We start from the raw sequence: 24,062 nt of genomic DNA on the forward strand, positions 1-24,062 counted from the left end.
CTTGTGAGCGTAGCGTGACGAGGTAGTCGCGGTGCGCGAAGAGTACGGGATCGTATGAGGCCCCGGAGGCGTCCCGGATCGCACGGACGGCCCGGGACCGGCGCCGGGCGCCCGGTCCCGGCGGCTGCCGGCGGAAAGACCGCGGTATTCATCGGCTTCACTCTTTCACCGGAACGCCCCAGGTCACCGACCGCCTCGCCGTTCGCCACCGGTTCGTGTGCCTTCCCGGCGTGTCCTCTTGGCCAACCGCCAGGCGTCGCCAAGCCGTTCGACGAACCCCAGAGAGTGAAGTTCGTACAGTCTGCCGATGACTTCATCGGTGCCGGCCCCAGCGGCGAGGGCGATGTCCCCGGCCTGCGCCGGGCCCGCGGCCGGCAGTGCGTCCAGCACCCGAGCGGTGTCCGGGTCCAGCAGGTCGCGGGCGAGGACCGGCCCGCGCCGCTCGGGCGCCAGCTCCCCCATCCCGCCGACGAGTTCGACCACCTCGGCCGCGTCGGTGACGAGCACCGCCTCCCCGCGCAGCAGCTCGTGCACCCCGGCCGACAGCCCGCTCGTGGCGGGCCCGGGGACGCCCATCGTGAACCGGCCCAGCTGCCGGGCCCGGCGGGCGGTGACGAGCGAGCCGCTGCGGTAGGCCGCCTCGACGACGACGGTGCCGCGGGTCAGGGCGGCGATGACCCGGTTGCGCAGCACGAACCGGGCCGGCGTCGGATGGCTGCCCGGCGGCAGCTCGCCGAGCACCAGGCCCTGCCCCGCGATGGCGCCGAGCAGCCCGGCGTGGCCCCGCGGGTAGGCGGTGTCCACCCCGCAGGCCAGGACCGCGGCCGTCGCCCCGCCGGCCCCGAGCGCACCGCGGTGCGCGGCGCCGTCGATCCCGTACGCGGCGCCCGAGACCACGACCCAGCCGCGCTCGGCGAGGCCGGCGGCCAGGGTGTGCGCCATGTGCGCCCCGTACGGGGTGCAGGCCCGCGCCCCGACGAGGGCGACGGATCGCAGCGCCCAGGTCCGCAGGTCGGGGGTGCCGCGCACCCACAGGCCGACGGGTCTGGCGTCGCCGAGGTCGTCGAGCTGGGTGGGCCACTGCGGGGTGCCGGGGCAGAGGAACCGGCAGCCCAGCTCCGCCGCCCGGTCCAGGTCGGCGCGGGGATCGGCCCGGGCGGCCCGCAGCCGGTATCCCGCGACCCGCTGCCGCCCCGCCCCGGCCAGCTCGGGGGGCTCGGGGTCGGCCCCGGTGAGCAGCCGCACCAGGGCGGCGGCCCCGTACATGCGCAGCCACCGGCCCCCGTGCACGTCGCCCGGTTCGAGGACCCGCGTCAGCGCGGCCCGCGCGAGCAGCTCCTCCTCGTATCCCCCGTGCCCGCCTTCCACCTCGGCCGGGCCCCGGCCCTCGGAACCGGGGCCGCCCAGCGGCCCGCCGTCCGGCAGCGGCCCGGAGCCGGAGCAACCCGGCGGCACGGAGCCCGGCAGCGGCCCGGGCCCCGAGCCGTGCGGCAGCCCGGAACCCGGCACCGGACCGGAGCCAGGGCCGTGCGGCTGCCCGATTCCGGACATCGGCCCGCAGCCAGGACCGTGCGGCGGCCCGGAGCCCGGCAGCGGCTCGGGGGCGGCGGGCGGGGTCATGGCGCGGCTCCAGCCGCGAGGGCGGCGCCGCGGGCCACGCCGGTGCGCAGTTCCAGGGCGACGGCCACGTCCAGGGCGTCGGGGCGGTCGTTGCCCCGCAGGTCGGCCACGGTCCAGGCGACCCGCAGCACCCGGTCGAGCCCGCGGGCGGTGAGGAGGCCGCGCTCCAGGTCCCGCTCGGCCTGCGCGAGCGCCCCGGCGGCGGCCGGCCAGCGGGTGCGCAGCTCGTGTCCGGGGACCTCGGCGTTGAGCCGCCACGGCGTCCCGGCGAGCCGGGCGGCGGCGCGCTCCCGGGCCTGGAGGACCCGGGCGGCGACGACGGCCGTCGGCTCGCCGCGGCTGCCGGGCCGGGCCAGGTCGCAGCGGCCGACGGGCTCGACCTCCACCCGCAGGTCCACCCGGTCCAGCAGCGGCCCGGACAGCCGGGCCTGGTACCGCCGGACCACCGAGGCCGGGCATTCGCAGCCCGCTCCGTGGAGCCCGTGCCGCCCGCAGGGGCAGGGGTTGGCCGCGAGGACCATCAGGAAGCGGGCCGGCAGCTGCACCACCCCGGCGGCCCGGGCGATGACCACCCGGCCGGACTCCAGGGGCTGGCGGAGCGCGTCCAGCGCCTTCGCGCCGAACTCGGCGGCCTCGTCCAGGAAGAGGATTCCGCGGTGTGCCAGGGAGACGGCCCCCGGCCGCGGCACCCCGGCACCGCCGCCGACGAGGGACTGCATGGTGGCCGAGTGGTGCGGCGCGCAGTACGGGGCGCGGGTGACGAGGGGGTCGCCCGGCGGCAGGATCCCGGCGACCGAGTGGACAGCGGTCACCTCCAGGGAGTCCTGCCGGGTGAGCGGCGGCAGGATGCCCTGCATCCGCTCGGCGAGCATCGTCTTGCCCGCGCCCGGCGGCCCGCTCAGGAACAGGTGGTGCCCTCCGGAGGCGGCCACCTCCAGGGCGCGGCGGGCCGCCTGCTGCCCGGCCACGTCGGCCAGGTCCGGCAGGTCGCCCGGGCCGCCCTCCGCCGTCCGGCCGGACAGTACCCCGGTGCCCAGCCCCGCGCCGGGCACCAGCAGGGCCGAGGACCCGGGGCCGGGCGGCCCGGCCTCCTCCTCGGGCTCGGCGGCCGCCTCGTCGGCGCCGGTCAGCACCGCGATCAGCCGGCGCAGGCTGCCGACGCCGAGCACCGAGACCCCGGGCACCAGCTCCGCCTCGGCGGCGCAGCCCCGCGGCACGACGACGTGGCGGTGGCCGGCCTCCGCGGCGGCGAGCACCGCCGGGAGGATGCCGGGCACCGGCCGGACCCGGCCGTCCAGCCCCAGCTCCCCGATCAGGACCAGGTCCGCGATGACCGCGGGGTCGACGACCTCCGCGGCCCCGAGGACCGCTGCCGCGACGGCGAGGTCGAATCCCGATCCGCCCTTGGGGACGGAGGCCGGGCTGAGCCCGACCGTGAGCTTCTTCTGGGGCCAGGCGGCGCCGGAGTTGGCGACAGCGGCCCGCACCCGGTCCCGGCTCTCGACCAGGGTCTTGTCGGGCAGCCCCACCAGGGTGAAGGCCGCCACGCCCGGTTCGAGGTCTGCCTGGACCTCGACGACCACGCCCTCGACGCCGACGAGGGCCACCGAGCAGGCTCGCGCGAATCCCATCACGCCACCCCCCTGACGTGCTCCACGACGGGCGCCCCGCGCCGCGGCAGCACGACCCCCACGAGGTCGATCCGCACCCCGCCAGGCGGCGGTCCGCCGTGGTCGGCGAGCCAGCGCCCGGCGAGCCTGCGCAGCCGCTCGGCCTTGCCGGGCCGCACCGCGGCCATCGGGTGCTCGTACGGCCCCTCGCGCCGTGTCTTGACCTCGCACACCACGAGCGCGTCCCCGTCCCGGGCGAGGATGTCGATCTCCCCCGCCCGGCACCGCCAGTTCCGCTCGATGACGGTCATGCCGGCCTCGGCCAGCCGCCGCACGGCGAGCTCCTCGCCGTACCGCCCCATCGCCTGCCGCGCCACGCCCTTCGCGTCCATCGCGCACCACCTCCACGGCCACGGTCCCGCGGACCGCCGAAGGGAGTGGATCTTGGTGGACGGAGGGGCCGTTGTGGACGGCGCCCTCACCCGTCAGGGGGACAGGAGCGCCGCAGGAGGACGCGGCCGGGCCGCCGCGATCAGCTGCCGGGCAGTTCGAGGTCGCTCTTGTTGAGCTCCTCGATGTTCACGTCCTTGAAGGTCAGCACGCGCACCTGCTTGACGAAGCGGGCCGGCCGGTACATGTCCCACACCCAGGCGTCGGCCATCGTCACCTCGAAGAACACCTCGCCCTGGACCGAGTGCACCTGCATCTCGTAGTCGTTCGTCAGGTAGAAGCGGCGTTCCGTCTCGATCACGTACTTGAACAGCCCGACGACGTCGCGGTACTCCCGATAGAGCTTCAGCTCCATCTCGGTCTCGTACTTCTCGAGGTCCTCGGCGCTCATGGCATGTTCCCCTTCAGCCGTGCGTCCCCCCATTGTGCGGCAGTCACGCGGGCGGCCGGTCGATTTCCGGCGCGAGGACCACCGGCGCGCCCGGCGGGCCCTCGGCCAGCAGGGCCGCCAGCATCTCGGCGAGCCGCTTGGGGTAGACGGTCTCGCGGGTCGCGAGGAGCTCTTCCGCGGTCCACCACCTGGCCCCGGTGACGCTGCGGCGCTCCAGCTCGGTGAGACCCGTCGTCTCGGTGCGTGTCTGCCCCGTCCGGGCCAGGAAGTACCACTCGTCCTGCTCCCAGAGCCGCCCGTCGAAGAGAAAGGCGCACTGGCGCCGCCACAGCACCGGCCCCAGCTCGGCCGCGGTGATGCCGGTCTCCTCCGCGAGTTCCCGCAGGGCGGCCTCCTCGCGGGTCTCGGCGCCCTCCAGCCCGCCGCCCGGGGTGAACCACCAGTCGACCTCGGGCGTGGCGGGCTCGAAGCCGTGCAGCAGCAGGATCCGGTCAGCGGGGTCGAGCAGGACCACCCGGGACACCTTGCGGAAGCCGGCTGCGCCGGCCTGCTCAGCGGGCACCGGCCTGCTCCCTCCGGCGGGCGAGCGTCCGCGCCAGCGGCCCGTACGCGCAGCCCAGCAGCACCAGCGCGGCCCCGCCCGCGGCCGCGGCCAGCTGGATGCGCAACGGCCCGGGCCGGGACGTTCCGCCGGGCAGGTCCGCGTACGCCGCGGGCCGGCCGACCATGGTCGCGGAGGGCCAGGCGACGGCGTCGATGCGGCCCCGCACCGCGGAGCGCGGGACGGTCCCCTGCCCGGCCTCCTGGAGGTGGGCCCGCGAGTCGAGGGACGCGGCGCGGCGGTCGCCGAGGAGGAAGAGGCTGCCCTCCGGGACGGTCACCTCGAAGGGGGTCTGCGACGCGGGCCGCAGTCCGCTCGCGGCCGCCCCCGGGTCGTCGAGGTCGGCATACGGCTCGTCGAGCTCCCGGCCGTTCAGGGTGAGCCGGCCGCCCGCACCGCAGCACTTCACGGTGTCGCCGCCGACACCGACGACCCGCTTGACCATGGGTGCGTCGGCCCACCGGGTGTCCGTGAAGACGACCACGTCGCCGCGGCGCACCTCGGCGCCGTCGATCCGCTGGGCAAGGACCCGGTCGCCCGGCCTGACGGTCGGCACCATCGAGTCGGTCGGCACCGTGAAGGGCTGGTAGACGACGGCCCCCCACACGAAGCCGCCCAGGAAGAGGACGAACCCGACGGCGACGGCGACGCCCGACAGGACGCTGCCTGCACCGCGGCCGCCGCCTCCGGTCCCGCGTGCAGCTCCCTGCGTTCCGCTGCTGTCCTGCGCTGTGCTGTCCTGCGTACCGCCCATGGCTGCGCCCCCTGTCCGGGATGGACCACCCTGGGCGGCACCCTACCTGCCGGTAGTACCGCCGGTCAGCCTCCGCCGGCGCCACAGGACGAGGGGGACGGCCCCGGCCAGGCCGAGCGCGGCCGGGGCGGCGCTCAGCGCCTTGGCCGGGGCCTGGTTGCCGATGCCCGGCTGGTCGAACGTGTCCGGAACCGGCAGGGTCGACCAGCGGGTGACCGGCCACGCGATGACCACGGCGCGCCCGACGACCTTGTCGACGGGGACGAAGCCCTGGGTGGAGTCCTGCATGTGGTAGCGGGAGTCCTGGCTGTTCTGGCGGTGGTCGCCCATCACCCAGATCTTGCCCTCGGGCACCTTGAGCGGCCCGAACGGCGCGTCGTCGCAGGGAGTGTTGCCGGGGAAGATGTACGGCTCGTCGAGCGGCTTGCCGTTGACGACGACCGGGCCGCCCTTCTTGCACTCGACCGTGTCCCCGCCGATGGCGATGGTCCGCTTGATCAGGTCCTTCTCGTCTGCGGACGGCATCAGGCCGATCTTGCTGAGGACCTGCTGGAAGAGGTTGGGCTCCGGGGTCGGCTCCCCGGCCAGCCAGTTCGCCGGATCGTGGAAGACCACGACCTCGCCGCGCTCGGGCTCCGAGCCGAACCAGGGGGTCAGCTTGTCCACGAGGACGCGGTCGCCGCGCTGGAGGGTGTTCTGCATCGAGTCCGAGGGGATCGAGAACGCCTGCACCAGGAACGTCTTGATCAGCAGGGCGAGCAGCAGGGCGATGCCGATGAGGAGCGGCAGCTCCTTCCAGAACGAGCGCTGCGGCTGCGCCTCGGCGCCGTCCTCCGCGTCGTCCCCGGCCGCGCCACCGGCAATGTGCCCGGCGTCGGCCGGGCGCTCCTCGCCGTCGTCGCGTCCGGACCGTGCGCCTACCGCCACGTCCCCCACATCCACTCCTCACTCGGAACTGCCGCCCGGCCGGTTCGGCACGGGTCCTCCCCTCCCTTAACGAGCGGGAGTTCCCTAAGGCGCGGGAGACCGAGGACACACTATGCGACGGGTGCGCCACCGCGGCGCCCGCTGCGGCCGCGCCGCCCGCTCCGCTGCTGATCGGGAACGGTGAGGAAGGTGGCGGGCTGTTCCAGCCTGCGCCAGTGGTCGAACGGCCATGCGATGACGACGGCCTCGCCGACGACGCCCTCCTCCGAGATGGTGCCCTGGAAGGCCTCGTCGAGGTGGAAGCGGGAATCGGCCGAATTCGAGCGGTGGTCGCCCATGACGAAGAGCCGGCCGGGCGGCACGGCGACTTCGAACCTGATGTCGGAGGGGGAGTTCCCGGGCTTCACGTACGGCTCGTCCAGCGGCGCGCCGTTGACGGTGACGCGCCCCTTGGCGTCGCAGCAGGCGACGGTGTCGCCGCCGACCCCGATGACGCGTTTGATGAGGTCCTGTTCGTCGGCGGAGGGCAGCAGGCCGATGAAGGTCAGCGTCTGCTTGATCTGCTTGACGACGACGGGGTCGCGCGGCGGGCGCGCCGCCTCGCCCTTGAGCCAGCCGCCGGGGTCCTTGAACACGACGACGTCGCCGCGCTCGATCGGGGAGCCGAACCAGGGGGTCAGCTTGTCGACGAGGACCCGGTCGCCGATCCGGATGGTCTCCTCCATGGAGCCGGAAGGGATGAAGAAGGCCTGCACCAGGAACGTCTTGAGGAGCAGGGCGATGCACAGCGCCGCGACGACGAGCAGCGGGAGCTCGCCGGCGCGCCGGGTGCGCCGGCGCCTTCGGACGCGGCGGGCCAGCCGTCGCCGCTCGGCCCGCCCGCCCGGCTCGGGCGCCGGGGCCTCCTCGGCGGCGGGCTCGGCGGCAGCGCGGGCCGGCCGGGCGGCCTGTCGGCGGCGCTCGCGCTCGCTGCGCTGCCGGCCCCGGCTACCCATGGCGGCCGCCGGAGGGGGGCGCCGGGGCGGCCGGCCCGGGCTGCGGGGCGGTGCGGCCCCAGCGCGAGGGCGGCCAGCCGATCCAGTCGGCCCGCCCGATGACCTTCTCCACCGGCACCATCCCCCCGCCCGGCGCACCGAGGTGGTCCCGGGAGTCCCGGGACTGCGACCGGTGGTCGCCCATCACCCAGAGGTGGTCCAGCGGGACGACGATCCGGAAGGGCACCTTCGAGGGAGCGTCGCCCGGGTACAGGTACGGCTCCGCCAGCGGCACCCCGTTGACCGCGAGGCGCCCCCGGGCGTCGCAGCAGACGACGTCGTCCCCGCCGACGCCGACGACCCGCTTGACGAAGTCGGAGTCGGACGGCCCGCCGATGCCGAGGGCGGAGGCCGCCCCGCCGAGCAGTCCGGCCAGCGGGCCCGGCGCCCCGTCCGGTTCCGGCACGAACGAGCCGGTGCCGTCGAACACGACCACGTCGCCGCGCCGCGGCGCGTCGCCGAAACGGTACGCCAGCTTGTTCACCAGCAGCCGGTCGCCGACCCGGAGCGTGGGCTCCATGGACCGGCTCGGGATCAGGAAGGGCTGGACGACGAAGCCGGCGAGCAGCAGCAGGAAGACCGTGCAGGCCACTCCGAGCAGGGCGGCCCCGCGCAGCGGGGACAGCCGCCGCCACCCGTCCGGCGCGAGGAACCGGGCAAAAGCAGAACGCGGCCGCCCCTCCCCCGTGCCGGGGGAGGAGTGGCCGCGTTCGGTGAGCTCTGCTTCGGTGTCCATCGGGGGGAGCCTATCCGGCCGCCCCGTGGATCCGGAGAGGAGATCAGCGGTCGCGCTTCTCCTTGATCTTCGCGGCCTTGCCGCGGAGCTCACGGAGGTAGTACAGCTTGGCGCGGCGGACGTCACCACGGGTGACCAGCTCGATCTTCTCGAAGATCGGGGAGTTCACCGGGAAGGTGCGCTCGACACCGACGCTGAAGGAGACCTTGCGAACGGTGAAGGTCTCGGAGACGCCGGAGCCCTGGCGGCGGATGACGACGCCCTTGAACTGCTGGATACGGGAGCGGTTGCCCTCGATGACGCGGACGTGCACGTTGACGGTGTCACCCGGGCGGAAGGCCGGGACGTCCGAGCGCAGGGAGGCGGCGTTCACGCCGTCGAGCAGGTGAGACATGTTCTTCGTCTGCTTTCTTCGCACGACGCCACAGGTCGCCGATGCGGGTTTTCGGGGAGAATTCCGTAGCCGTGCCACCCCTCGTGCGACGGTCCCCCTGTGGCAGGGGCACACGCGAGCACACAGCAGCCGCTTATTCTTCCACGGCCCGCGGCCTGCGCCAAAATCGGCCGTCCGCGGTCGGCTCCCAGCCCAGGGCCGCCAGCAGCTCCCGGTCCTTCCTGTCGTACGCCGAGGCCTCGCAGCGCTCGATCAGGTCCGGCCGGTTGGCGGCGGTCCGGCGCAGCGCCTCGTCGCGCCGCCAGCGGGCGATCTTGCCGTGGTGGCCGCTGAGCAGCACCTCCGGGATCCCGCGGCCGCGCCACTGCGGCGGCTTGGTGTAGACGGGGCCCTCCAGCAGGTTCGCCATCTCGCCCGGCGCGAAGGAGTCGTCCCGGTGGGACTCGGCGTTGCCCAGCACGCCGGGCAGGAGCCGGGCGACGGCCTCGGTCACGACCAGGACGGCGGCCTCGCCGCCCGCGAGGACGTAGTCGCCGATGGAGACCTCGTAGACCGGCATGCGCGTCGCGTACTCGTCCATGACGCGCCGGTCGATGCCCTCGTAGCGGGCCGGGGTGAAGATCAGCCAGGGCCGCTCGGAGAGCTCGACGGCGAGCTCCTGTGTGAACGGCCGCCCGCTGGGCGTGGGCACGACGACGACGGGCCCGCGGGCGCCGGCCTCGTAGCCGTCGGCGAGCACCTCGTCGAGGGCCTCGCCCCAGGGGTCGGTCTTCATGACCATGCCGGGGCCGCCGCCGTACGGGGTGTCGTCGACGGTGTTGTGCCGGTCGTGCGTCCAGTCGCGCAGGTCGTGGACGTGTACGCCGAGCTGCCCGCGGGCCCGCGCCTTGCCGACGAGGGAGACGTTCAGGGGCTCCAGGTACTCGGGGAAGATCGTGACGACGTCGAGCCGCATCAGGCCCCGTCCTCCTCGTCCCGGGTGGAGGCCACCACGGCACGGTCGTCGATCAGGCCGGGCGGCGGCGTGATGACGCAGCGCTGCTCCTCCAGGTCGATCTCGGCGACGATCTCCTCCACGAAGGGGATCATCACCTCGGAGCCGTCCTCCCGCTCGACGATGAACAGGTCCTGCGAGGGCAGGTGGGAGATCTCGGTGATCCGGCCGACCGCGGTGCCGTCCTCCAGGACCACGTCCAGGTCGATGAGCTGGTGGTCGTAGAACTCGTCGGGCTCCTCGGGCAGCTCCGAGGGGTCCACGTCGGCGATGAGCAGCGTGTTGCGCAGCGCCTCGGCGGCGTTGCGGTCCTTCACGCCCTCGAACCGCAGCAGCAGGCGCCCGCTGTGCACCCGTCCCGTCTCGACGGTGAGGGGGCCCGCCGAGGCCGGCTCCGTCTGCAGCACGGCGCCGGGCCCGAGCCGCAGCTCGGGCTCGTCCGTCCGCACCTCGACGGTGACCTCACCCTTGATCCCGTGGGCGCGGCCGATCCGCGCGACTACCAGCTGCACTCTTCCTTCTCCTGTCCATACGACGACGGGCCGGGGCGGGCACGAATGCCCTCCCCGGCCCGTGCCGGTGATTCAACTGCTCAGCGGACCTGGTCCACGTCGACGAGGTCGACGCGGATGCCGCGGCCGCCGATGGCGCCCACGACGGTGCGCAGCGCACGTGCGGTGCGGCCGTTGCGGCCGATCACCTTCCCGAGGTCGTCGGGGTGGACCCGGACCTCGAGCACCTGCCCGCGGCGCAGGTTGCGCGAGGCGACCTGCACGTCGTCGGGGTTGTCCACAATGCCCTTTACGAGGTGCTCAAGAGCCTCCTCGAGCATGCTCAGGCCTCGGTCGACTCGGCGGCGGCCTCAGCCTCGTCCGCCTTCTTGTCGGCCTTCTTCGCCTTCTGCGTGATGGCCTCGCCCTTGGTCTCGCCGATGCCCTCGAGGGCCTTGGCGAACTCGTCGAAGGAGCGGCGCTTGTCTTCCTTCGTCGCCGGCTGGAGCAGCGGCGCGGGGGCCGGGAGGCCCTTGTGCTTCTGCCAGTCACCGGTCAGCTTGAGGATGGCGAGCACGGCGTCGGTGGGCTGGGCGCCGACCGAGAGCCAGTACTGGGCGCGCTCGGCGTTGACCTCGATGCGCGACGGGTTGTACGTCGGCTGGTAGATGCCGATCTCCTCGATCGCGCGGCCGTCCCGGCGGGTGCGGGCGTCGGCGACGACGATGCGGTAGTGCGGGGAGCGGATCTTGCCGAGGCGCTTGAGCTTGATCTTGACTGCCACTGGAGTGGTGTCTCCTGAACTTGACGTGGTTGGGCACTTGAGATGCCACGTGGGGTTGCGGTACTCGGGTGCCCGATGGACGCGTCAGCCGGAGGAGAGAGGGGTCCTGTGCGACTGTCGAGTACAGCCATCCATTCTGCCACATGCCGGTGGCGGTCCGTGGCCCGCCCCCGGCGGCCGGTTCCGCCCGCCGCGCGCCGCACCGCGCGGCGGGTTCAGGACGCGGCTGCGGCGACCGCGGCCTCCGGGATGCGGAACGGCTTCATGCAGCCGCCGCAGACGATCGGGGCCTGTGCCAGCACGGAGGGCACCACCCGCACGTTGCGCCCGCAGTCGCAGACGGCCTTGACCCGCACGCCCCCGCCGGACGAGCCGTGCCGCGCGGCCGGGCCGCGGAACGTGCGCTTGGTGTCGGCCGTCGTGGCCGCCGTGTGGGCCTTCAGGGCGCGCTGGAGGCGCTCGATGGTCGGGCGGTAGCGCCTCTTGGCCTCCGCGTTGAGCGTGACCAGCGAGAAGCCGCTGCTCGGATGCGGCTCGTCGGAATGGTCCAGTCCCATCTCCTCGGCGATCGCGAGGAATCTGCGGTTGTGGTAGCGGCCGGCCCGGGAGGTGTCGCGCACTCCGCGGGCGGCGGCGATGCCGTGGACTGCCTCGTGCAGCAGTCGCTCGAAGGAGAGCTCCGCGCCGCAGGCGGACGAGGACTCTCCGATCAGGGACTCGGGCGCGGCAAGGTCCGGCAGCTCGGGGTGGTGCCGCTGAATGTCGGCCCACGCCTGCGCCAGCTCTGCGGCGAGAACAGGTGGTGTCGTGCTCACGTCGTGACAACGAGCCGAAGGCCCCCGGTGTTCCGATTCCGGGCCATTCCAAATTTTTTGCACGTACCCGTCAGTTGTGCCTGATGCGCGACGACGAGGACGGGTGCGCCGATCCCAGGAGGAGTCGGTACACAACGCCGACTGCGAAACATCAGCCCCGGCGCGCGGCGGTCGGCCGCGCGCCGGGGCGCGATGGCGGGAGCGCGCGCGTCAGTACGAGCGCGCGACGATGGCGAGCGTACCGGGGGCGTCGTCCGACTCGGGCACCGACCCGTCCTCGGCGACCAGGCAGCGCACGGTGACGGCCTGCTCGCCCAGCTTGGCCTCGCCCTCGGGGCCGAGGTCGGCCCACGGGATCCGCGCCCAGCCGCCGGCGGCCGCGGCCTCGGCGGCCTCCTCCAGCGTGGAGACGTCGGAGGTGCGGGCCTCGCGGCGCTCGCGGGACTCGCGCAGCAGCTGCGCCTGGTCCTCGTCCAGCACCTTGGGCAGCAGGTCGGCCAGGGCGTCGATCTGCACCGGCTCCTTGCCGCCGGGGATCCGGCGGGCCAGCATCGCGGTGCCGGCCTCGAGGTCGCGGGGGCCGATCTCGACGCGGACCGGGACGCCCTTGAGCTCCCAGTCCACCGCGCGGCGGCCGAAGGGGATGTCGACGCGGTCGTCCACGTGGACGCGGATGCCTGCGGCCTTCAGGCGGTCGCCCAGCTCGCGGACCTTCGCCACGGCCTCGTCGCCCTTGATCGCCATGACCACGACCTGGACGTGCGCCAGCCGCGGCGGCACGCGCAGGCCGTTGTCGTCGCCGTGGGACATGATCAGGCCGCCGACCATGCGGGTCGACACGCCCCAGGAGGTCTGCCAGACGTACTCCTGCTTGCTGTCCTTCGACAGGTACTGGGTGTGGAACGCCTTGGCGAAGTTCTGGCCGAGCTCGTGGCTCGTGCCCATCTGGAGGGCCTTGCCGTCGCCCATCATGCCCTCCAGCGTGAGGGTGTTGATGGCGCCGGCGAAGCGCTCCTTCGGCGTCTTGCGGCCGAGCACGACGTCGATGCCGAGCACGTTGACCATGAAGTCGCCGTACACGTCGCGGTGGATCCGGGCCGCGTAGTCGCGGGCGTCCTCGTACGTGGCGTGGGCCGTGTGGCCCTCCTGCCAGAGGAACTCGCTCGTCCGGAGGAAGACGCGCGGGCGCATCTCCCAGCGGACCACGTTCGCCCACTGGTTGATCAGCAGCGGCAGGTCGCGGTAGCTCTGGACCCACTTCGAGAAGTAGTCGTTGATGATCGTCTCGGAGGTCGGGCGCACCACGACCGGCTCCTCGAGCTGCTTGCCGCCGCCGTGCGTGACGACCGCGAGCTCGGGGGCGAAGCCCTCGACGTGCTCGGCCTCCCTGGTCAGGTAGGACTGCGGGATGAACATCGGGAAGTAGGCGTTCTGGGCGCCCGCTTCCTTGATGCGCGCGTCCATCTCCTGCTGCATCCGCTCCCACAGCCCGTAGCCGTACGGCCGGATGACCATGGTGCCGCGCACCGGGCCGTTGTCGGCCAGCTCGGCCTTGTTGATCAGATCCTGGTACCAGCGGGGGAAATCCTCCGCCTGGGGGGTGAGAACGGGAGCCTTTGCCATGGCGCGAATGGTACGGCGCCCGGGGGGCGATCCGTGAATCGGGTGGCGCACTCCTCTGGACGCGGGGGCGGATGGGGAGTTCCCTGGCATCGGGGGCAAGGGGGCGACAAGGAATCAGGAGCGCTCTTTCGATGACACCTACGCCTACGCCGACACTCGTCGCCCGCGACTGGGCGGAGATCCAGGAACGGATGCTCGTACCGCTGTACGAGACGGTCTACGACCGGCTGGGGGTCGGTCCCGGCGACCGGCTGCTGGGCCTGGACTGCGGGGCCGGTCTGGCCCTGCTGCTGGCCGAGGGCCGGGGCGCCGCCGCGACGGGGGTGGAGGCGGACCCCGAGCGGCGGGCCCTGGCGCGCGAGCGGCTGCTGGACGTGCTGCCGGCGGCGCCGGCGCCCGGCGGGCGCCCGTACGACGTGCTGTTCGCCTTCGCGCCCTCCCGGGCGGCGCTCGCCGCGGCCCTGCCGTCGCTGCGCAGCGGCGCCGCGGTGGTCCTGGCGGGCTGGGGGCCCGCGGAGCGGTGCACGGTCCCCTCGGTGCCGGGCGGCGGGCCGGCCCCGCAGGACCTGGAGGCGCTGGTGTCGGCGGCCGGGCTGCGGCCCGACGGCTCGGGGCGGGTGTTCTGCCCGTTCGGGTACGCGGACGCCGACAGCGCGGTGCGCGGGCTGCTGTCGACGGGGCTGTACGGCTCCGCGGGCGACACCGGGCAGGTGGAGAAGGAGCTTGCGGAGGCCCTTCACCCGTACGAGCGAAGCGACGGCTCGGTGTGGCTGCCGAACATCCTGCGGTACGTCCTGGCCCGGGTGCCGTGACGGCTCCCGGCCCGGCCGCGGCCGGCCGTCACGCGGGGGTGCGCGGGATGCCCGCCGCGGCGTAGGCGGCGGCCTCGTCGAGGGTCTCGTTCGCGAGCAGCGCCTCGGCGAGGGCGTCGAGCTTCGGCCGGTGCTCGCGCAGCAGGCGGCAGGCCTCGGTGTAGCACTCGTCCACGATCCGCCGCATCTCGGCGTCCACCGCGTCGAGGGTGGCGGGGGCCGCGGCCAGGCCGTACGGGCTCTGCCCGTCGGAGGGGACAGCGGTGAGGCGGCCGATGCGCTCGCTCATGCCCCAGCGGCCGACCATGCCGCGGACGATGCCGGTGACCTGCTCCAGGTCGTTCTCGGAGCCGGTGGTGATCACGTCGTAGACGGTGTGCTCGGCCGCCATGCCGCCGAGCGCGCCGATGATCCGGCCGCGCAGGTACTCCTCGGTGTAGGCGTACCGGTCGGCCTCCGGGGTGGAGAGGGTGACGCCGAGCGCCCGGCCGCGGGGCACGATCGTGATCTTGCGTACGGGATCCGCACCCGGGTGGAGCATGCCGAGCAGGGCGTGGCCGCTCTCGTGGTAGGCGGTGCGCCGGCGCTCCTCCCGGGGCATGACGAGCGGGCGCTCCGCGCCGAGCTGGACCTTCTCCAGGGCTTCGGAGAGGTCGCCCTGGGTGACCCGGTCGCGCCCCCGCTTGACGGCGAGGAGGGCGGCCTCGTTGGCGAGGTTGGCGAGTTCGGCGCCGGTCATGCCGGGCGTGGTGGCGGCCATCTGCGCGAGGTCGGCGTCCGGGGCGAGGGGGATCTCGCGGGTGTGGATGCGCAGGATCGCCTCGCGGCCGCTCTTGTCGGGCGGGGAGACCGTGACGGTGCGGTCGAAGCGGCCGGGGCGGGTGAGGGCGGGGTCGAGGACGTCCGCGCGGTTGGTGGCGGCGATCACGACCACGCCCTCGGAGCCGGAGAACCCGTCCATTTCGGTCAGGATCTGGTTGAGGGTCTGCTCGCGTTCGTCGTGGCCGCCGATGCCGCCGCCTGCGCCGCGGGCCCGGCCGATGGTGTCGATCTCGTCGATGAAGATGATCGCCGGGGCCACCTTGCGGGCCTCGGTGAACAGTTCGCGGACCCGGGAGGCGCCGACGCCGACGATCATCTCGATGAACTCGGAGGCGGACGCCGAGAAGAACGGCACGCCCGCCTCACCGGCCACCGCCCGGGCGAGCAGCGTCTTGCCGGTGCCGGGCAGGCCCGCGAGCAGGACGCCGCCGGGCATGCGGGCGCCCATCGCACGGTACCGCTGCGGGTTCTTGAGGAAGTCGACGACGTCGTGGAGTTCGCCCTGGACCTCGTCGATGCCGGCGACGTCCTCGAAGGTGGTGCGCTTGCCGCCCTCCTGGAGCTCCACGGGCCGGGGCGGGGTCTTGCGGCCGATGCCGCCCAGGCCGCCGCCGAGCGCCGAGCCCATCCGCCGGGCGAGGAGCACCCACAGCAGGACGAGCAGCAGCATCGGGGCGAGCGAGAGCAGGACGTTGGCCAGGAGGCTGCGCTGGACGACCACCGGGGAGGCGGTGACGATCGTGTTCTGCTTGGTGAGCTCGGCCCACAGGTCGTCCTCGGCGAAGGCGGGGCGCTGGGTGGTGAACTTGGTGTAGTCGCCCTTGCCGCCGTCGGGGAGGGGCTGCTTCGCCTTCAGTTCGCCCTGGATGGCGTCGCCCTTGGCGTAGATCCTGGCGACGTTGCCTGCGGCGACCTGCCTGCTGAACTCGGTGTAGGAGACGGTCGGCTCGTCGCCCTCGTTGAAGAAGGACAGGACGAGGTTGGTGGCCAGGAAGACCAGCAGGGCGGCCAGGATCAGCCAGCGCCAGCCGCCGGGCATCCTCTTCGTCGGCGGGGAGGGCGGCGCGCCTTCGGAGCGCCAGGGCGTGTCGGCCCGGTCGCGCGGCGGCGCGGGGGTGGGGCTGGGCACCGGGGGCCTCCTTACTGCCGTCCTTCCTGGCCGACCATAAGGGATATTCCGGGCAGCGGCTTCCGGGCGGGCTCCCCCGCCCCCGGCCACCCCCGACCACCCCGTCCGGACCCGGACGCACCGGGGCCCCGGCCGCGCCGTGCGGCCGGGGCCCCGCGGGACACCCGTACTACTTCATGAACTTCTTGAACTCGTCCGGCAGCTCGAAGTCCTCGCCCGGAGCGCCGGCCGGCAGTCCGAAGGGGCTGCCCGCGGCGTCCGGCTGACCGCCCAGGGCGGCCTGCTCGCGGCGGGCGGCGGCCGCCGCCTCCTCCGCCTTGCGCTTCATCGGGTTGCCGCTCTTGCGCTTGCCCTTGGCCTGCTTGACCTGCTTCTTCTGCCGGCCGGGGCCGCCGCCCATGCCCGGGATGCCCGGCATCCCCGGCATGCCGCCGCCCTGGGCCATGCGCGACATCATCTTGCGGGCCTCGAAGAACCGCTCGACGAGGTTCTTGACGGCGCTGACCTCCGTGCCGGAGCCCTTGGCGATACGGGCGCGGCGCGAGCCGTTGATGATCGTCGGGTCCTGGCGCTCGGCCGGGGTCATCGACTTGATGATCGCGGCGGTGCGGTCGACGTCCCGCTCGTCGATGTTGTTGATCTGCTCCTTGATCTGCCCCATGCCGGGCAGCATGCCGAGCAGCTTGGAGATGGAGCCCATCTTGCGGACCTGCTCCATCTGGGCCAGGAAGTCGTCGAGCGTGAACTCCTTGGGGCCCTTGGCGAGCTTGGCCGCCATCTTCTCGGCCTCGGCCTGCGAGAACGTCCGCTCGGCCTGCTCGATGAGGGTGAGCATGTCACCCATGTCGAGGATCCGGCCCGCCATGCGGTCCGGGTGGAAGGCGTCGAAGTCGTCGACCTTCTCGCCGTTCGAGGCGAACATGATCTGCTTGCCGGTGACGTGCGCGATGGAGAGCGCGGCACCGCCGCGGGCGTCGCCGTCGAGCTTGGACAGCACGACACCGTCGAAGCCGACGCCGTCGCGGAAGGCCTCCGCGGTGTTGACCGCGTCCTGGCCGATCATGGCGTCGACGACGAACAGGACCTCGTCGGGGCTGACGGCGTCGCGGATGTCCGCGGCCTGCTGCATCAGCTCCTCGTCGATGCCGAGGCGGCCGGCGGTGTCGACGATGACGATGTCGTACTGCTTGGTGCGCGCGTACTCGACGGAGTCCTTCGCGACCTGGACCGGGTCTCCGACGCCGTTGCCCGGCTGCGGGCCGTAGAAGCCGACGCCGGCGCGCTCGGCGACGATGCCGAGCTGGTTGACGGCGTTGGGGCGCTGGAGGTCGCAGGCGACGAGCAGCGGGGTGTGGCCCTGGCCCTTGAGCCAGTGGCCGAGCTTTCCGGCGAGGGTGGTCTTGCCCGCGCCCTGGAGGCCGGCCAGCATGATCACGGTCGGGGCGGTCTTGGCGAACCGCAGGCGGCGGGTCTCGCCGCCGAGGATCGAGACCAGCTCCTCGTTGACGATCTTGAGGACCTGCTGCGCCGGGTTGAGGGCCTTGGAGACCTCGGCCCCGCGGGCGCGCTCCTTGACGTTCGCGATGAAGGAGCGGACGACCGGGAGGGCGACGTCGGCCTCGAGGAGGGCGATACGGATTTCCCGGGCCGCGGCGTCGATGTCCTGTTCGGAGAGGCGGCCCTTGCCCCGGAGGGACTTGAAGGTCGCGCTGAGGCGGTCGGAAAGCGTATCGAACACGGTGGTCGCGATTCCTCGGGTCGGGGGCGGTGTGGTCGTACCCCAGGGTATCGGTCCGGCCCGCCTGCCAGACCCCGCGGGCGCTTTTCCCCGCGGGGCCCGGCGTCAGGCCAGCGCGCGGGCGAGGGCCTCGGCGACGGAGGCGGCCTCCGCCGGGGCGAGGGGTTTGCCCTCGGCCGAGGTGACGTACAGCGAGTCCACCGCGTTGGCGCCCAGGGTCGAGACATGCGCGCTGCGGACCCGTACGCCGGCGTCCTCCAATGCCCGGCCGATGCGGTGCAGCAGGCCGACGGCGTCGGGGGCGCGCACCTCCAGGACCGTGGCGAGCGAGGACACGTCGGGGACGACGGTGACCCGGGGCGGCGGCGGGACCACGCCGCGCCGCCGCGGGTACGCCGCCTCCCGCTCGGCGAGCTTCGCGGAGACGTCGAGGCCGCCTTCCAGGGCGCGGACGAGGTCGGCCCGCAGCCGGGACCCCTCGGGGAGCGAGCCGTACCCGGCCGCCACCCGCCAGCGCAGGACGAGCGCCTCGCCGAGCCGGCCGGGCAGTTCCAGCGAGCGCAGGTCGGCGGCGCGGACGGTGAGCCGGTGCAGGGCGAGGACGCCGGCGACGGCCGGCAGCACTCCGGGCTGGTCGGGGACGGCGACGGCGAGCTCCGCGCCGACGGCGTCCTCCTCCGGGCGGGCGTGCAGCGCGAGGACGGGCTCCCCGGTGCGCAGGGCCTCCACGGCCAGGCGCTCCTCCTCGGCGGTGGGCGCCGGGTCGGGCTGCCCGGGGTCGGGGGCCCCGCCGAGGACGGCCGCGACCCGGCGGACGAGGTCGGCGACGAGGGAGGCGCGCCAGGCCGACCACGCCGCCGGCCCGGTGGCGAGCGCGTCGGCCTCGGTGAGGGCGTGCAGGAGTTCCAGGGTGCCGGGGGTGCGGACGGCGTCGGCGACGGTGCGGACGGTGGCGGGGTCGTCGAGGTCGCGCCGGGTGGCGGTGTCGACCAGCAGCAGGTGGTGGCGGACCAGCGCGGCGAGGACGTCGGCGTCGGCCGCGCCGAAGCCGGTGCGCAGGGCGATCCGGCGGGCGACGGCCTCCCCGGCGGCGGAGTGGTCGCCGGGCAGGCCCTTGCCGATGTCGTGCAGGAGGGCGGCCATCAGAAGCAGGTCGGGCCGGCCGACGCGGCGGGTCATCGCGGAGGCCCGCACGGCGGTCTCCACCAGGTGCCGGTCCACGGTCCAGGTGTGGACGGGGTTGCGCTGCGGGCGGCAGCGTACGCGCTCCCACTCGGGCAGCATCCGGGAGATCAGGCCCTCGGCCTCCAGGGCCTCCCAGACGGCGACGGCCGGCTCGCCCGCCCCGAGCAGGGTGACCAGCTGCTCGCGCGCCTCGGCCGGCCAGGGCTCGGGCAGCGGCCGGGCCTGCGCGGCGAGGCGCCGTACGGCGTGCAGGGAGACGGGCAGCCCGGCCTGCGCGGCGGCCGCGCCGAGGCGCAGCGGCAGGACGGGGTCGCGTTCGGGTCGGGCGGCGAGCGCCAGGACGGCTTCGCCGTCGGCTTCGACGACGCCCTCGGCGAGCGGGGCGCGTTCGGCGGTTCCCGCTGCGGCGCCGCGGCCGCGGGGGCCGAGCAGTCCGCGCAGGCGGGGGCGGGCTGCGCGGGCGCGCAGGACGCGGCCGACCTCGCGCCAGGTGACGTCGGCGGCGTAGGAGATGGTGCGGGCGGCCTCGTAGACCTCGCGCAGCAGGGTGTCGGCGTCGGGGTGGCCGGTGCGGGCGGCGACCTGGGCCTGTTCCTGGAGGGCGAGCCGGTCTCCGGCGCGGCCGGTGGTGAGGTGGAGGGCGTCGCGGGTGTCGAGCAGGCGGCGGCGGGCTTCGGCGAGGCCTTCGCGGGGCGCGTCGGCGAGCCAGGAGGCGGCGACGGCGCGCAGGGCGGCGGCGTCGCGGAGGCCGCCGCGGGCCTCCTTGAGGTCGGGTTCGAGGAGGAAGCGGAGTTCGCCGCACTGTTCGGCGCGTTCGCGGCACATGGCGTGCAGCCGGGGCAGTCGGGCGGGGGCCTGGTTGCGCCAGTCCGCGAGGACGGCGGTGCGCAGGCCGGCCAGGAGGCCGAGGTCGCCGGCGACGGGGCGGGCGTCGAGGAGGCCGAGGTGGACCTTGAGGTCCTCGGCGGCGGTGCGGCGGGCTTCGGCAGGGGTGCGGACGGAGTGGTCGAGGGCGAGGCCGAGGTCCCACACCGGGTACCAGAGGCGGTCGGCGAGGCGGGCGAGGTCGGCGGGGGCGGCCTTGCCGTCGTGGAGGAGGAGCAGGTCGAGGTCGCTGCGGGGGGAGAGTTCGCCGCGCCCGTAGCCGCCGACGGCGACGAGGGCGGCGCCGCGGACACCGGTGTCGCGGGCGGCGCGGGCGAACAGGGCGGTCAGCCAGTCGTCGGTGAGCCGGGCGAGCGCGGAGCGCCGCGACGGCCCGGACTGCGGCTCCTCCCTGAGGAGCCGCAGCCGGGCCGCGGCGTAGCCGCCGGGTCCCGGGTCGGAGGTGTCGGTGGTCGTGCCGTCGCTCGTCACCCAGGGCCTCCCGTCGTCAGAGCGCTTCGGCGCCGCGCTCGCCGGTGCGGACCCGGACGAGGGCGTCGACGGGGACGCTCCACACCTTGCCGTCGCCGATCTTGCCGGTCCGGGCGCTCGTGACCAGGATCTCCATGACCGGTTCGGCGTCGTCGTCCTCGACGACGACCTCGATGCGGATCTTGGGGACGAGGTCCACGGTGTACTCGGCGCCCCGGTAGACCTCGGTGTGGCCGCGCTGGCGGCCGTAGCCGCTGGCCTCGGAGACGGTCAGGCCCTGGACGCCGAAGCGCTGGAGGGCGTCCTTGATCTCGTCCAGCCGGTGCGGCTTGACGATCGCGGTGATCAGCTTCATGCGTTGACCTTCTTGCTCGCGGCGGCGGCGGGGACGGGGGCGGCGGTGCTCCGGGAGGGGGCGCCGCCTCCGGCTCCGCTGAAGTCGTAGGCGGTCTCGGCGTGCTCGACCTGGTCGATGCCGGAGACCTCGTCGTCCTCGCTGACGCGCATCCCCATCGTCTTGTCGAGGAGGAAGGCGAGCAGCGCGGACGCCACGAGAGAGTAGGCGAGGACGGAGAAGACGCCCACGGCCTGCTTGCCGAGCTGCTCCAGGCCGCCGCCGTAGAAGAGGCCGGCCGCTTCGGACTGGACGCCTCCGGTGGCGAAGAAGCCGACGAGGAGGGAGCCGATGACGCCGCCGACGAGGTGGACGCCGATGACGTCGAGGGAGTCGTCGTAGCCGAGCTTGTACTTGAGCCCGACGGCCATGGCGCACACCAGGCCGGAGACGGCGCCGATGGCGATCGCGCCGAGCGGGGAGCAGGAGCCGCCGGCGGGGGTGATGGCGACGAGGCCGGCGACGGCGCCGGAGGCCGCGCCGAGGGTGGTGAAGGAGCCGTGGCGCAGCTTCTCGTACGCGAGCCAGGCGAGCATGGCGGCGCCGGCGGCGACCTGGGTGTTGACGAACATCACGGCGCCGACGCCGTCGTCGTTGCCCAGCCAGGAGCCGGCGTTGAAGCCGAACCAGCCGAACCACAGCAGGCTCGCGCCGAGCATGACGAGGGGGAGGCTGTGGGGGCGCATCGGGTCCTTCTTGAAGCCGATGCGCTTGCCGATGACGAGGATGACGCCGAGGGCGGCGGCGCCGGCGTTGATGTGGACGGCGGTGCCGCCGGCGAAGTCGATGACGCCCATCTCGAAGAGCCAGCCGCCGGGGGCCCACACCCAGTGGGCGACGGGGAAGTAGACGACGGTGGCCCACAGGGCGATGAAGAGGGCCCAGGCGCTGAACTTGACGCGGTCGGCGAGGGCGCCGCTGATGAGGGCGGGGGTGATGACGGCGAACATCAGCTGGAAGACGGCGAAGACGTAGACCGGGACGGTGTAGCCGTCCCACAGCTCGGTGATGCCGATGCCGCTGAGGCCGAGGTAGTCGGAGGACCAGCCGACAACGCCGCCGGAGTCGGTGCCGAAGGCGATGCCGAATCCGTAGAGCACCCACAGGACCGTGACGATCCCGAGGCTGATGAAACTCATCATCAGCATGTTGAGGCTGCTCTTGACACGGACCATGCCTCCGTAGAAGAAGGCGAGTCCCGGGGTCATCAGCATGACCAGGGCGGAGCAGATGAGCATGAACCCGGTGTTCGCGGCAGAGAGCGTCGGGGCGTCTGCCGCGAGGGTCGTGATGGCTGGTGCCATCGGCGTCTCCTCGTCGTCGGTGCGTTCGCGTGCGGGCGACCGTGGGACCTGGGCACGGGAAGGCGTGGGGGCCGGTGGGTGGCCCGGGGCCCGGGGGCTGGCCGGTTATTGACCCAGAGATTCCCGCAGGCCGGTTTCCGGCGGCGCCGCCCGATGTTTCGCGCCCGTGACGAAGAGGTGCGGGCTGTTACGTGCCGATGAACGGGGCCGCCGTCGGCGGCGGCGGGCCGGCGGCCCGGCGGGGCCGGCCGGCGGCGGGAGGACGGGGCCGGCCGCGGCGCCACCCGGGAGTCCTGGCTGGGGGAGCCTGATCGGGCTTCACGGGGTGGCTGCCGCGGCCGGGGCCTTCGGGGGGACGGCCGCGCGGGCCGTCAGACGGCCTCCGCGGCCGGGGGCAGCGCGAAGGCGAGGTGGTCGGTCAGCCGGACGACCTCGGCGACGTCGCCGTACTCACGGGCGGCGGTGTCGACGGTCTTGCGGAGCCGGGTGTTCACCCTTTCGGACCGAATCTTTCCGGCCACCGCGAGGGCGCGGTCGACGTAGGAGGCGGCCTGCTCGGGCTCGCGCTGGAGGAGGTGCACGGTGGCCATGCCGATGAGGTTGAGCGCGTACGAGCGCTGGTGCACCTCGTCCCGGCCGAAGAGCTCGACGGCGCGCTCCATGACGGGCGCGGCGAGGGAGGCGTACATGGGGCTGCGGCCGGCGACGTAGGCGAGGTCGCGGTAGGAGTGGGAGTTCTCGCCGTTGAGCTCCGCCTCGGAGAAGAAGCGGATCCAGTCGGGCTCGGGCGCGTCGCCGGGGCCGATGTCCTCGAAGGTGTCCTCGGCCATCCGGACGGCCCTCTTGCAGCGGCTGGGCTGGCCCATGTTGGCGTACGCGCGGGCCTCCATCGCATACAGCATCGCCTGGGTGCGGGGGCCGGCGCAGTCGCGGCTGCCGTACTGGGCGAGGTGGATGAGCTCCAGGGCGTCCTCGGGGCGGCCCAGGTGGATCATCTGGCGGCTCATGTTGGAGAGGATGTACGAGCCGAGGGGCTTGTCGCCGGCCTCCTTCGCGGCGTGCAGCGCGAGGACGAAGTACTTCTGCGCGGTGGGGTGCAGGCCGATGTCGTAGCTCATCCACCCGGCGAGCTCGGCGAGTTCGGCGGCGACCTTGAAGAGCCGCTTCATGACGGGCGCGGGGTGGGTCTCCTGCAGCAGGTCGGTGACCTCGTGGAGCTGGCCCACGACGGCCTTGCGGCGCAGTCCGCCGCCGCACTGGGCGTCCCACTGGCGGAACATGACGGTCGTCGATTCGAGGAGGCCGAGTTCCGGTTCGGACAGGCGCGGGGGCCGGTGGCCGCCGAGGGCCCCTCCGCCCTGGCCGCCGCGCGCGGCCGCGGGGTCGGCGGCCGGGGAGGGGACGAGCCAGCGCTGCATCGGCTCGATGAGGGCGGGGCCGGCGGAGAGGGCGAGGGAGGTGCCGAGGAAGCCGCGGCGGGCGAGCATGAGGTCGCTGCGGGAGAACTCCCCGAGCAGTTCGACCGTCTGCTCGGCGGCCCACGGCAGGTCGACCCCGGAGACGGAGGGGGTCTGGTGGGCGGTGCGCAGGCCGAGCTGCTCGATGGCCACGACGGAGCCGAAGCGCTCGGAGAACAGCTCCGAGAGGATCCTCGGGACGGGCTCGCGGGGCTGCTCGCCGTCGAGCCAGCGGCGCACGCGCGAGGTGTCGGTGCTGATGTGGTGGGCGCCCATCTGCCGGGCGCGCCGGTTCACCTGGCGGGCGAGCTCTCCCTTGGACCAGCCGCTGCGCACGAACCAGGAGGTCAGCTGCTCGTTGCGGGCGGCGGGCCCGGATCCGTCCGGTTGCCCGCTCGTTCCGCTTGCGCCGTTGCCGCCCACTGGAACGCCCCCATCCGCTCAGCCCTGTTCCTACGCAACCCTGACCGGAAGGGCAGGCGCCGCCTGGGGACCTTCACAGGTCCTTCACGCCTTGCCTCCGGCATAACCACGAACGGTACGCCGTCAGGGTCGGTGCACCGAAAGTAATCCTACGATCACCCGCCCCGCGAGCCGGTTCGCCGAAACGCCACCATTCGCCACCCCTGTCAACGAACGCG

General features: G+C 74.0%; 23 protein-coding genes. 1 reads left to right on the forward strand and 22 read right to left on the reverse strand.

Annotation, left to right across the window (positions count from 1 at the left end; all coding sequences use genetic code 11):
* Positions 1 to 183 precede the first annotated feature (183 nt).
* The 16 genes from dprA to proS all read right to left on the reverse strand — a co-directional run bounded on the left by dprA (position 184) and on the right by proS (position 13,224).
* On the reverse strand, positions 184 to 1,620 hold the full coding sequence (dprA, locus tag MUK52_RS08475; RefSeq protein WP_246042352.1) for a DNA-processing protein DprA: 1,437 nt from the start codon (positions 1,618 to 1,620) through the stop codon (positions 184 to 186).
* Positions 1,617 to 3,251 (reverse strand): YifB family Mg chelatase-like AAA ATPase, encoded by a 1,635-nt coding sequence (locus MUK52_RS08480; protein ID WP_114054383.1) that lies wholly within the window; start codon positions 3,249 to 3,251, stop codon positions 1,617 to 1,619. The genes dprA and MUK52_RS08480 overlap by 4 nt, the downstream gene beginning before the upstream one ends.
* Complete coding sequence (locus MUK52_RS08485) at positions 3,251 to 3,622, reverse strand: YraN family protein (RefSeq protein WP_284575397.1); 372 nt, start codon at positions 3,620 to 3,622, stop codon at positions 3,251 to 3,253. Before MUK52_RS08485 ends, MUK52_RS08480 begins: the two co-directional genes overlap by 1 nt.
* A gap of 140 nt (positions 3,623 to 3,762) precedes the next feature.
* Positions 3,763 to 4,071: a DUF2469 domain-containing protein gene (locus MUK52_RS08490; RefSeq protein WP_006139554.1), complete on the reverse strand. Its 309-nt coding sequence runs from the start codon at positions 4,069 to 4,071 to the stop codon at positions 3,763 to 3,765.
* A 43-nt stretch (positions 4,072 to 4,114) separates the two neighbouring features.
* Positions 4,115 to 4,633 carry an NUDIX hydrolase gene (locus MUK52_RS08495; RefSeq protein WP_284575410.1) on the reverse strand — a complete coding sequence of 173 codons (519 nt, stop codon included), beginning with the start codon at positions 4,631 to 4,633 and terminating at the stop codon, positions 4,115 to 4,117.
* The gene (gene lepB, locus MUK52_RS08500; RefSeq protein WP_284575412.1) at positions 4,623 to 5,426 is read right to left on the reverse strand and encodes a signal peptidase I; all 804 of its coding nucleotides are present in this window, start codon (positions 5,424 to 5,426) and stop codon (positions 4,623 to 4,625) included. Before lepB (MUK52_RS08500) ends, MUK52_RS08495 begins: the two co-directional genes overlap by 11 nt.
* A 42-nt stretch (positions 5,427 to 5,468) precedes the next feature.
* Positions 5,469 to 6,353: a signal peptidase I gene (gene lepB, locus MUK52_RS08505; protein ID WP_114058498.1), complete on the reverse strand. Its 885-nt coding sequence runs from the start codon at positions 6,351 to 6,353 to the stop codon at positions 5,469 to 5,471.
* A 110-nt stretch (positions 6,354 to 6,463) separates the two neighbouring features.
* The gene (lepB, locus tag MUK52_RS08510; protein ID WP_114054379.1) at positions 6,464 to 7,348 is read right to left on the reverse strand and encodes a signal peptidase I; all 885 of its coding nucleotides are present in this window, start codon (positions 7,346 to 7,348) and stop codon (positions 6,464 to 6,466) included.
* Complete coding sequence (lepB, locus tag MUK52_RS08515; protein ID WP_114054378.1) at positions 7,341 to 8,123, reverse strand: signal peptidase I; 783 nt, start codon at positions 8,121 to 8,123, stop codon at positions 7,341 to 7,343. The genes lepB (MUK52_RS08510) and lepB (MUK52_RS08515) overlap by 8 nt, the downstream gene beginning before the upstream one ends.
* A gap of 43 nt (positions 8,124 to 8,166) precedes the next feature.
* Positions 8,167 to 8,517 (reverse strand): 50S ribosomal protein L19, encoded by a 351-nt coding sequence (gene rplS / locus MUK52_RS08520; RefSeq protein WP_114054377.1) that lies wholly within the window; start codon positions 8,515 to 8,517, stop codon positions 8,167 to 8,169.
* Between the two features lie 133 nt (positions 8,518 to 8,650).
* Complete coding sequence (gene trmD, locus MUK52_RS08525) at positions 8,651 to 9,472, reverse strand: tRNA (guanosine(37)-N1)-methyltransferase TrmD (protein WP_114054376.1); 822 nt, start codon at positions 9,470 to 9,472, stop codon at positions 8,651 to 8,653.
* Positions 9,472 to 10,023, reverse strand: coding sequence for a ribosome maturation factor RimM (gene rimM, locus MUK52_RS08530; RefSeq protein WP_114054375.1), 552 nt, complete (start codon positions 10,021 to 10,023; stop codon positions 9,472 to 9,474). Before rimM ends, trmD begins: the two co-directional genes overlap by 1 nt.
* Before the next feature lie 80 nt (positions 10,024 to 10,103).
* Complete coding sequence (locus tag MUK52_RS08535; RefSeq protein WP_007266827.1) at positions 10,104 to 10,343, reverse strand: RNA-binding protein; 240 nt, start codon at positions 10,341 to 10,343, stop codon at positions 10,104 to 10,106.
* 2 nt (positions 10,344 to 10,345) lie between these two features.
* Complete coding sequence (rpsP, locus tag MUK52_RS08540; protein ID WP_114054374.1) at positions 10,346 to 10,786, reverse strand: 30S ribosomal protein S16; 441 nt, start codon at positions 10,784 to 10,786, stop codon at positions 10,346 to 10,348.
* A 215-nt stretch (positions 10,787 to 11,001) separates the two neighbouring features.
* On the reverse strand, positions 11,002 to 11,601 hold the full coding sequence (locus tag MUK52_RS08545; RefSeq protein WP_114054373.1) for a hypothetical protein: 600 nt from the start codon (positions 11,599 to 11,601) through the stop codon (positions 11,002 to 11,004).
* A 210-nt stretch (positions 11,602 to 11,811) separates the two neighbouring features.
* Positions 11,812 to 13,224, reverse strand: a complete 1,413-nt coding sequence (gene proS, locus MUK52_RS08550; RefSeq protein WP_114054372.1) for a proline--tRNA ligase — start codon at positions 13,222 to 13,224, stop codon at positions 11,812 to 11,814.
* A 131-nt stretch (positions 13,225 to 13,355) separates the two neighbouring features.
* On the opposite strand from proS, the gene MUK52_RS08555 reads away from it, so the two are divergent.
* The gene (locus tag MUK52_RS08555) at positions 13,356 to 14,036 is read left to right on the forward strand and encodes an SAM-dependent methyltransferase (RefSeq protein WP_284575433.1); all 681 of its coding nucleotides are present in this window, start codon (positions 13,356 to 13,358) and stop codon (positions 14,034 to 14,036) included.
* Positions 14,037 to 14,064: 28 nt separating this feature from the next.
* On the opposite strand, the gene ftsH is transcribed toward MUK52_RS08555, so the two are convergent.
* The 6 genes from ftsH to nsdA all read right to left on the reverse strand — a co-directional run bounded on the left by ftsH (position 14,065) and on the right by nsdA (position 23,844).
* The gene (gene ftsH, locus MUK52_RS08560; protein WP_284575434.1) at positions 14,065 to 15,987 is read right to left on the reverse strand and encodes an ATP-dependent zinc metalloprotease FtsH; all 1,923 of its coding nucleotides are present in this window, start codon (positions 15,985 to 15,987) and stop codon (positions 14,065 to 14,067) included.
* Positions 15,988 to 16,156: 169 nt separating this feature from the next.
* Positions 16,157 to 17,725, reverse strand: a complete 1,569-nt coding sequence (gene ffh, locus MUK52_RS08565) for a signal recognition particle protein (protein ID WP_114054369.1) — start codon at positions 17,723 to 17,725, stop codon at positions 16,157 to 16,159.
* A gap of 105 nt (positions 17,726 to 17,830) precedes the next feature.
* Positions 17,831 to 20,266 (reverse strand): [protein-PII] uridylyltransferase, encoded by a 2,436-nt coding sequence (locus tag MUK52_RS08570; RefSeq protein ID WP_284575437.1) that lies wholly within the window; start codon positions 20,264 to 20,266, stop codon positions 17,831 to 17,833.
* 16 nt (positions 20,267 to 20,282) lie between these two features.
* The gene (locus tag MUK52_RS08575) at positions 20,283 to 20,621 is read right to left on the reverse strand and encodes a P-II family nitrogen regulator (protein ID WP_114054367.1); all 339 of its coding nucleotides are present in this window, start codon (positions 20,619 to 20,621) and stop codon (positions 20,283 to 20,285) included.
* On the reverse strand, positions 20,618 to 21,964 hold the full coding sequence (locus tag MUK52_RS08580; protein WP_284575439.1) for an ammonium transporter: 1,347 nt from the start codon (positions 21,962 to 21,964) through the stop codon (positions 20,618 to 20,620). Before MUK52_RS08580 ends, MUK52_RS08575 begins: the two co-directional genes overlap by 4 nt.
* A gap of 371 nt (positions 21,965 to 22,335) precedes the next feature.
* Positions 22,336 to 23,844: a transcriptional repressor NsdA gene (gene nsdA, locus MUK52_RS08585; RefSeq protein WP_428985402.1), complete on the reverse strand. Its 1,509-nt coding sequence runs from the start codon at positions 23,842 to 23,844 to the stop codon at positions 22,336 to 22,338.
* Positions 23,845 to 24,062 lie beyond the last annotated feature (218 nt).

This window comes from Streptomyces sp. 2P-4, from assembly GCF_030167965.1.
Lineage (GTDB): Bacteria > Actinomycetota > Actinomycetes > Streptomycetales > Streptomycetaceae > Streptomyces > Streptomyces globosus_A.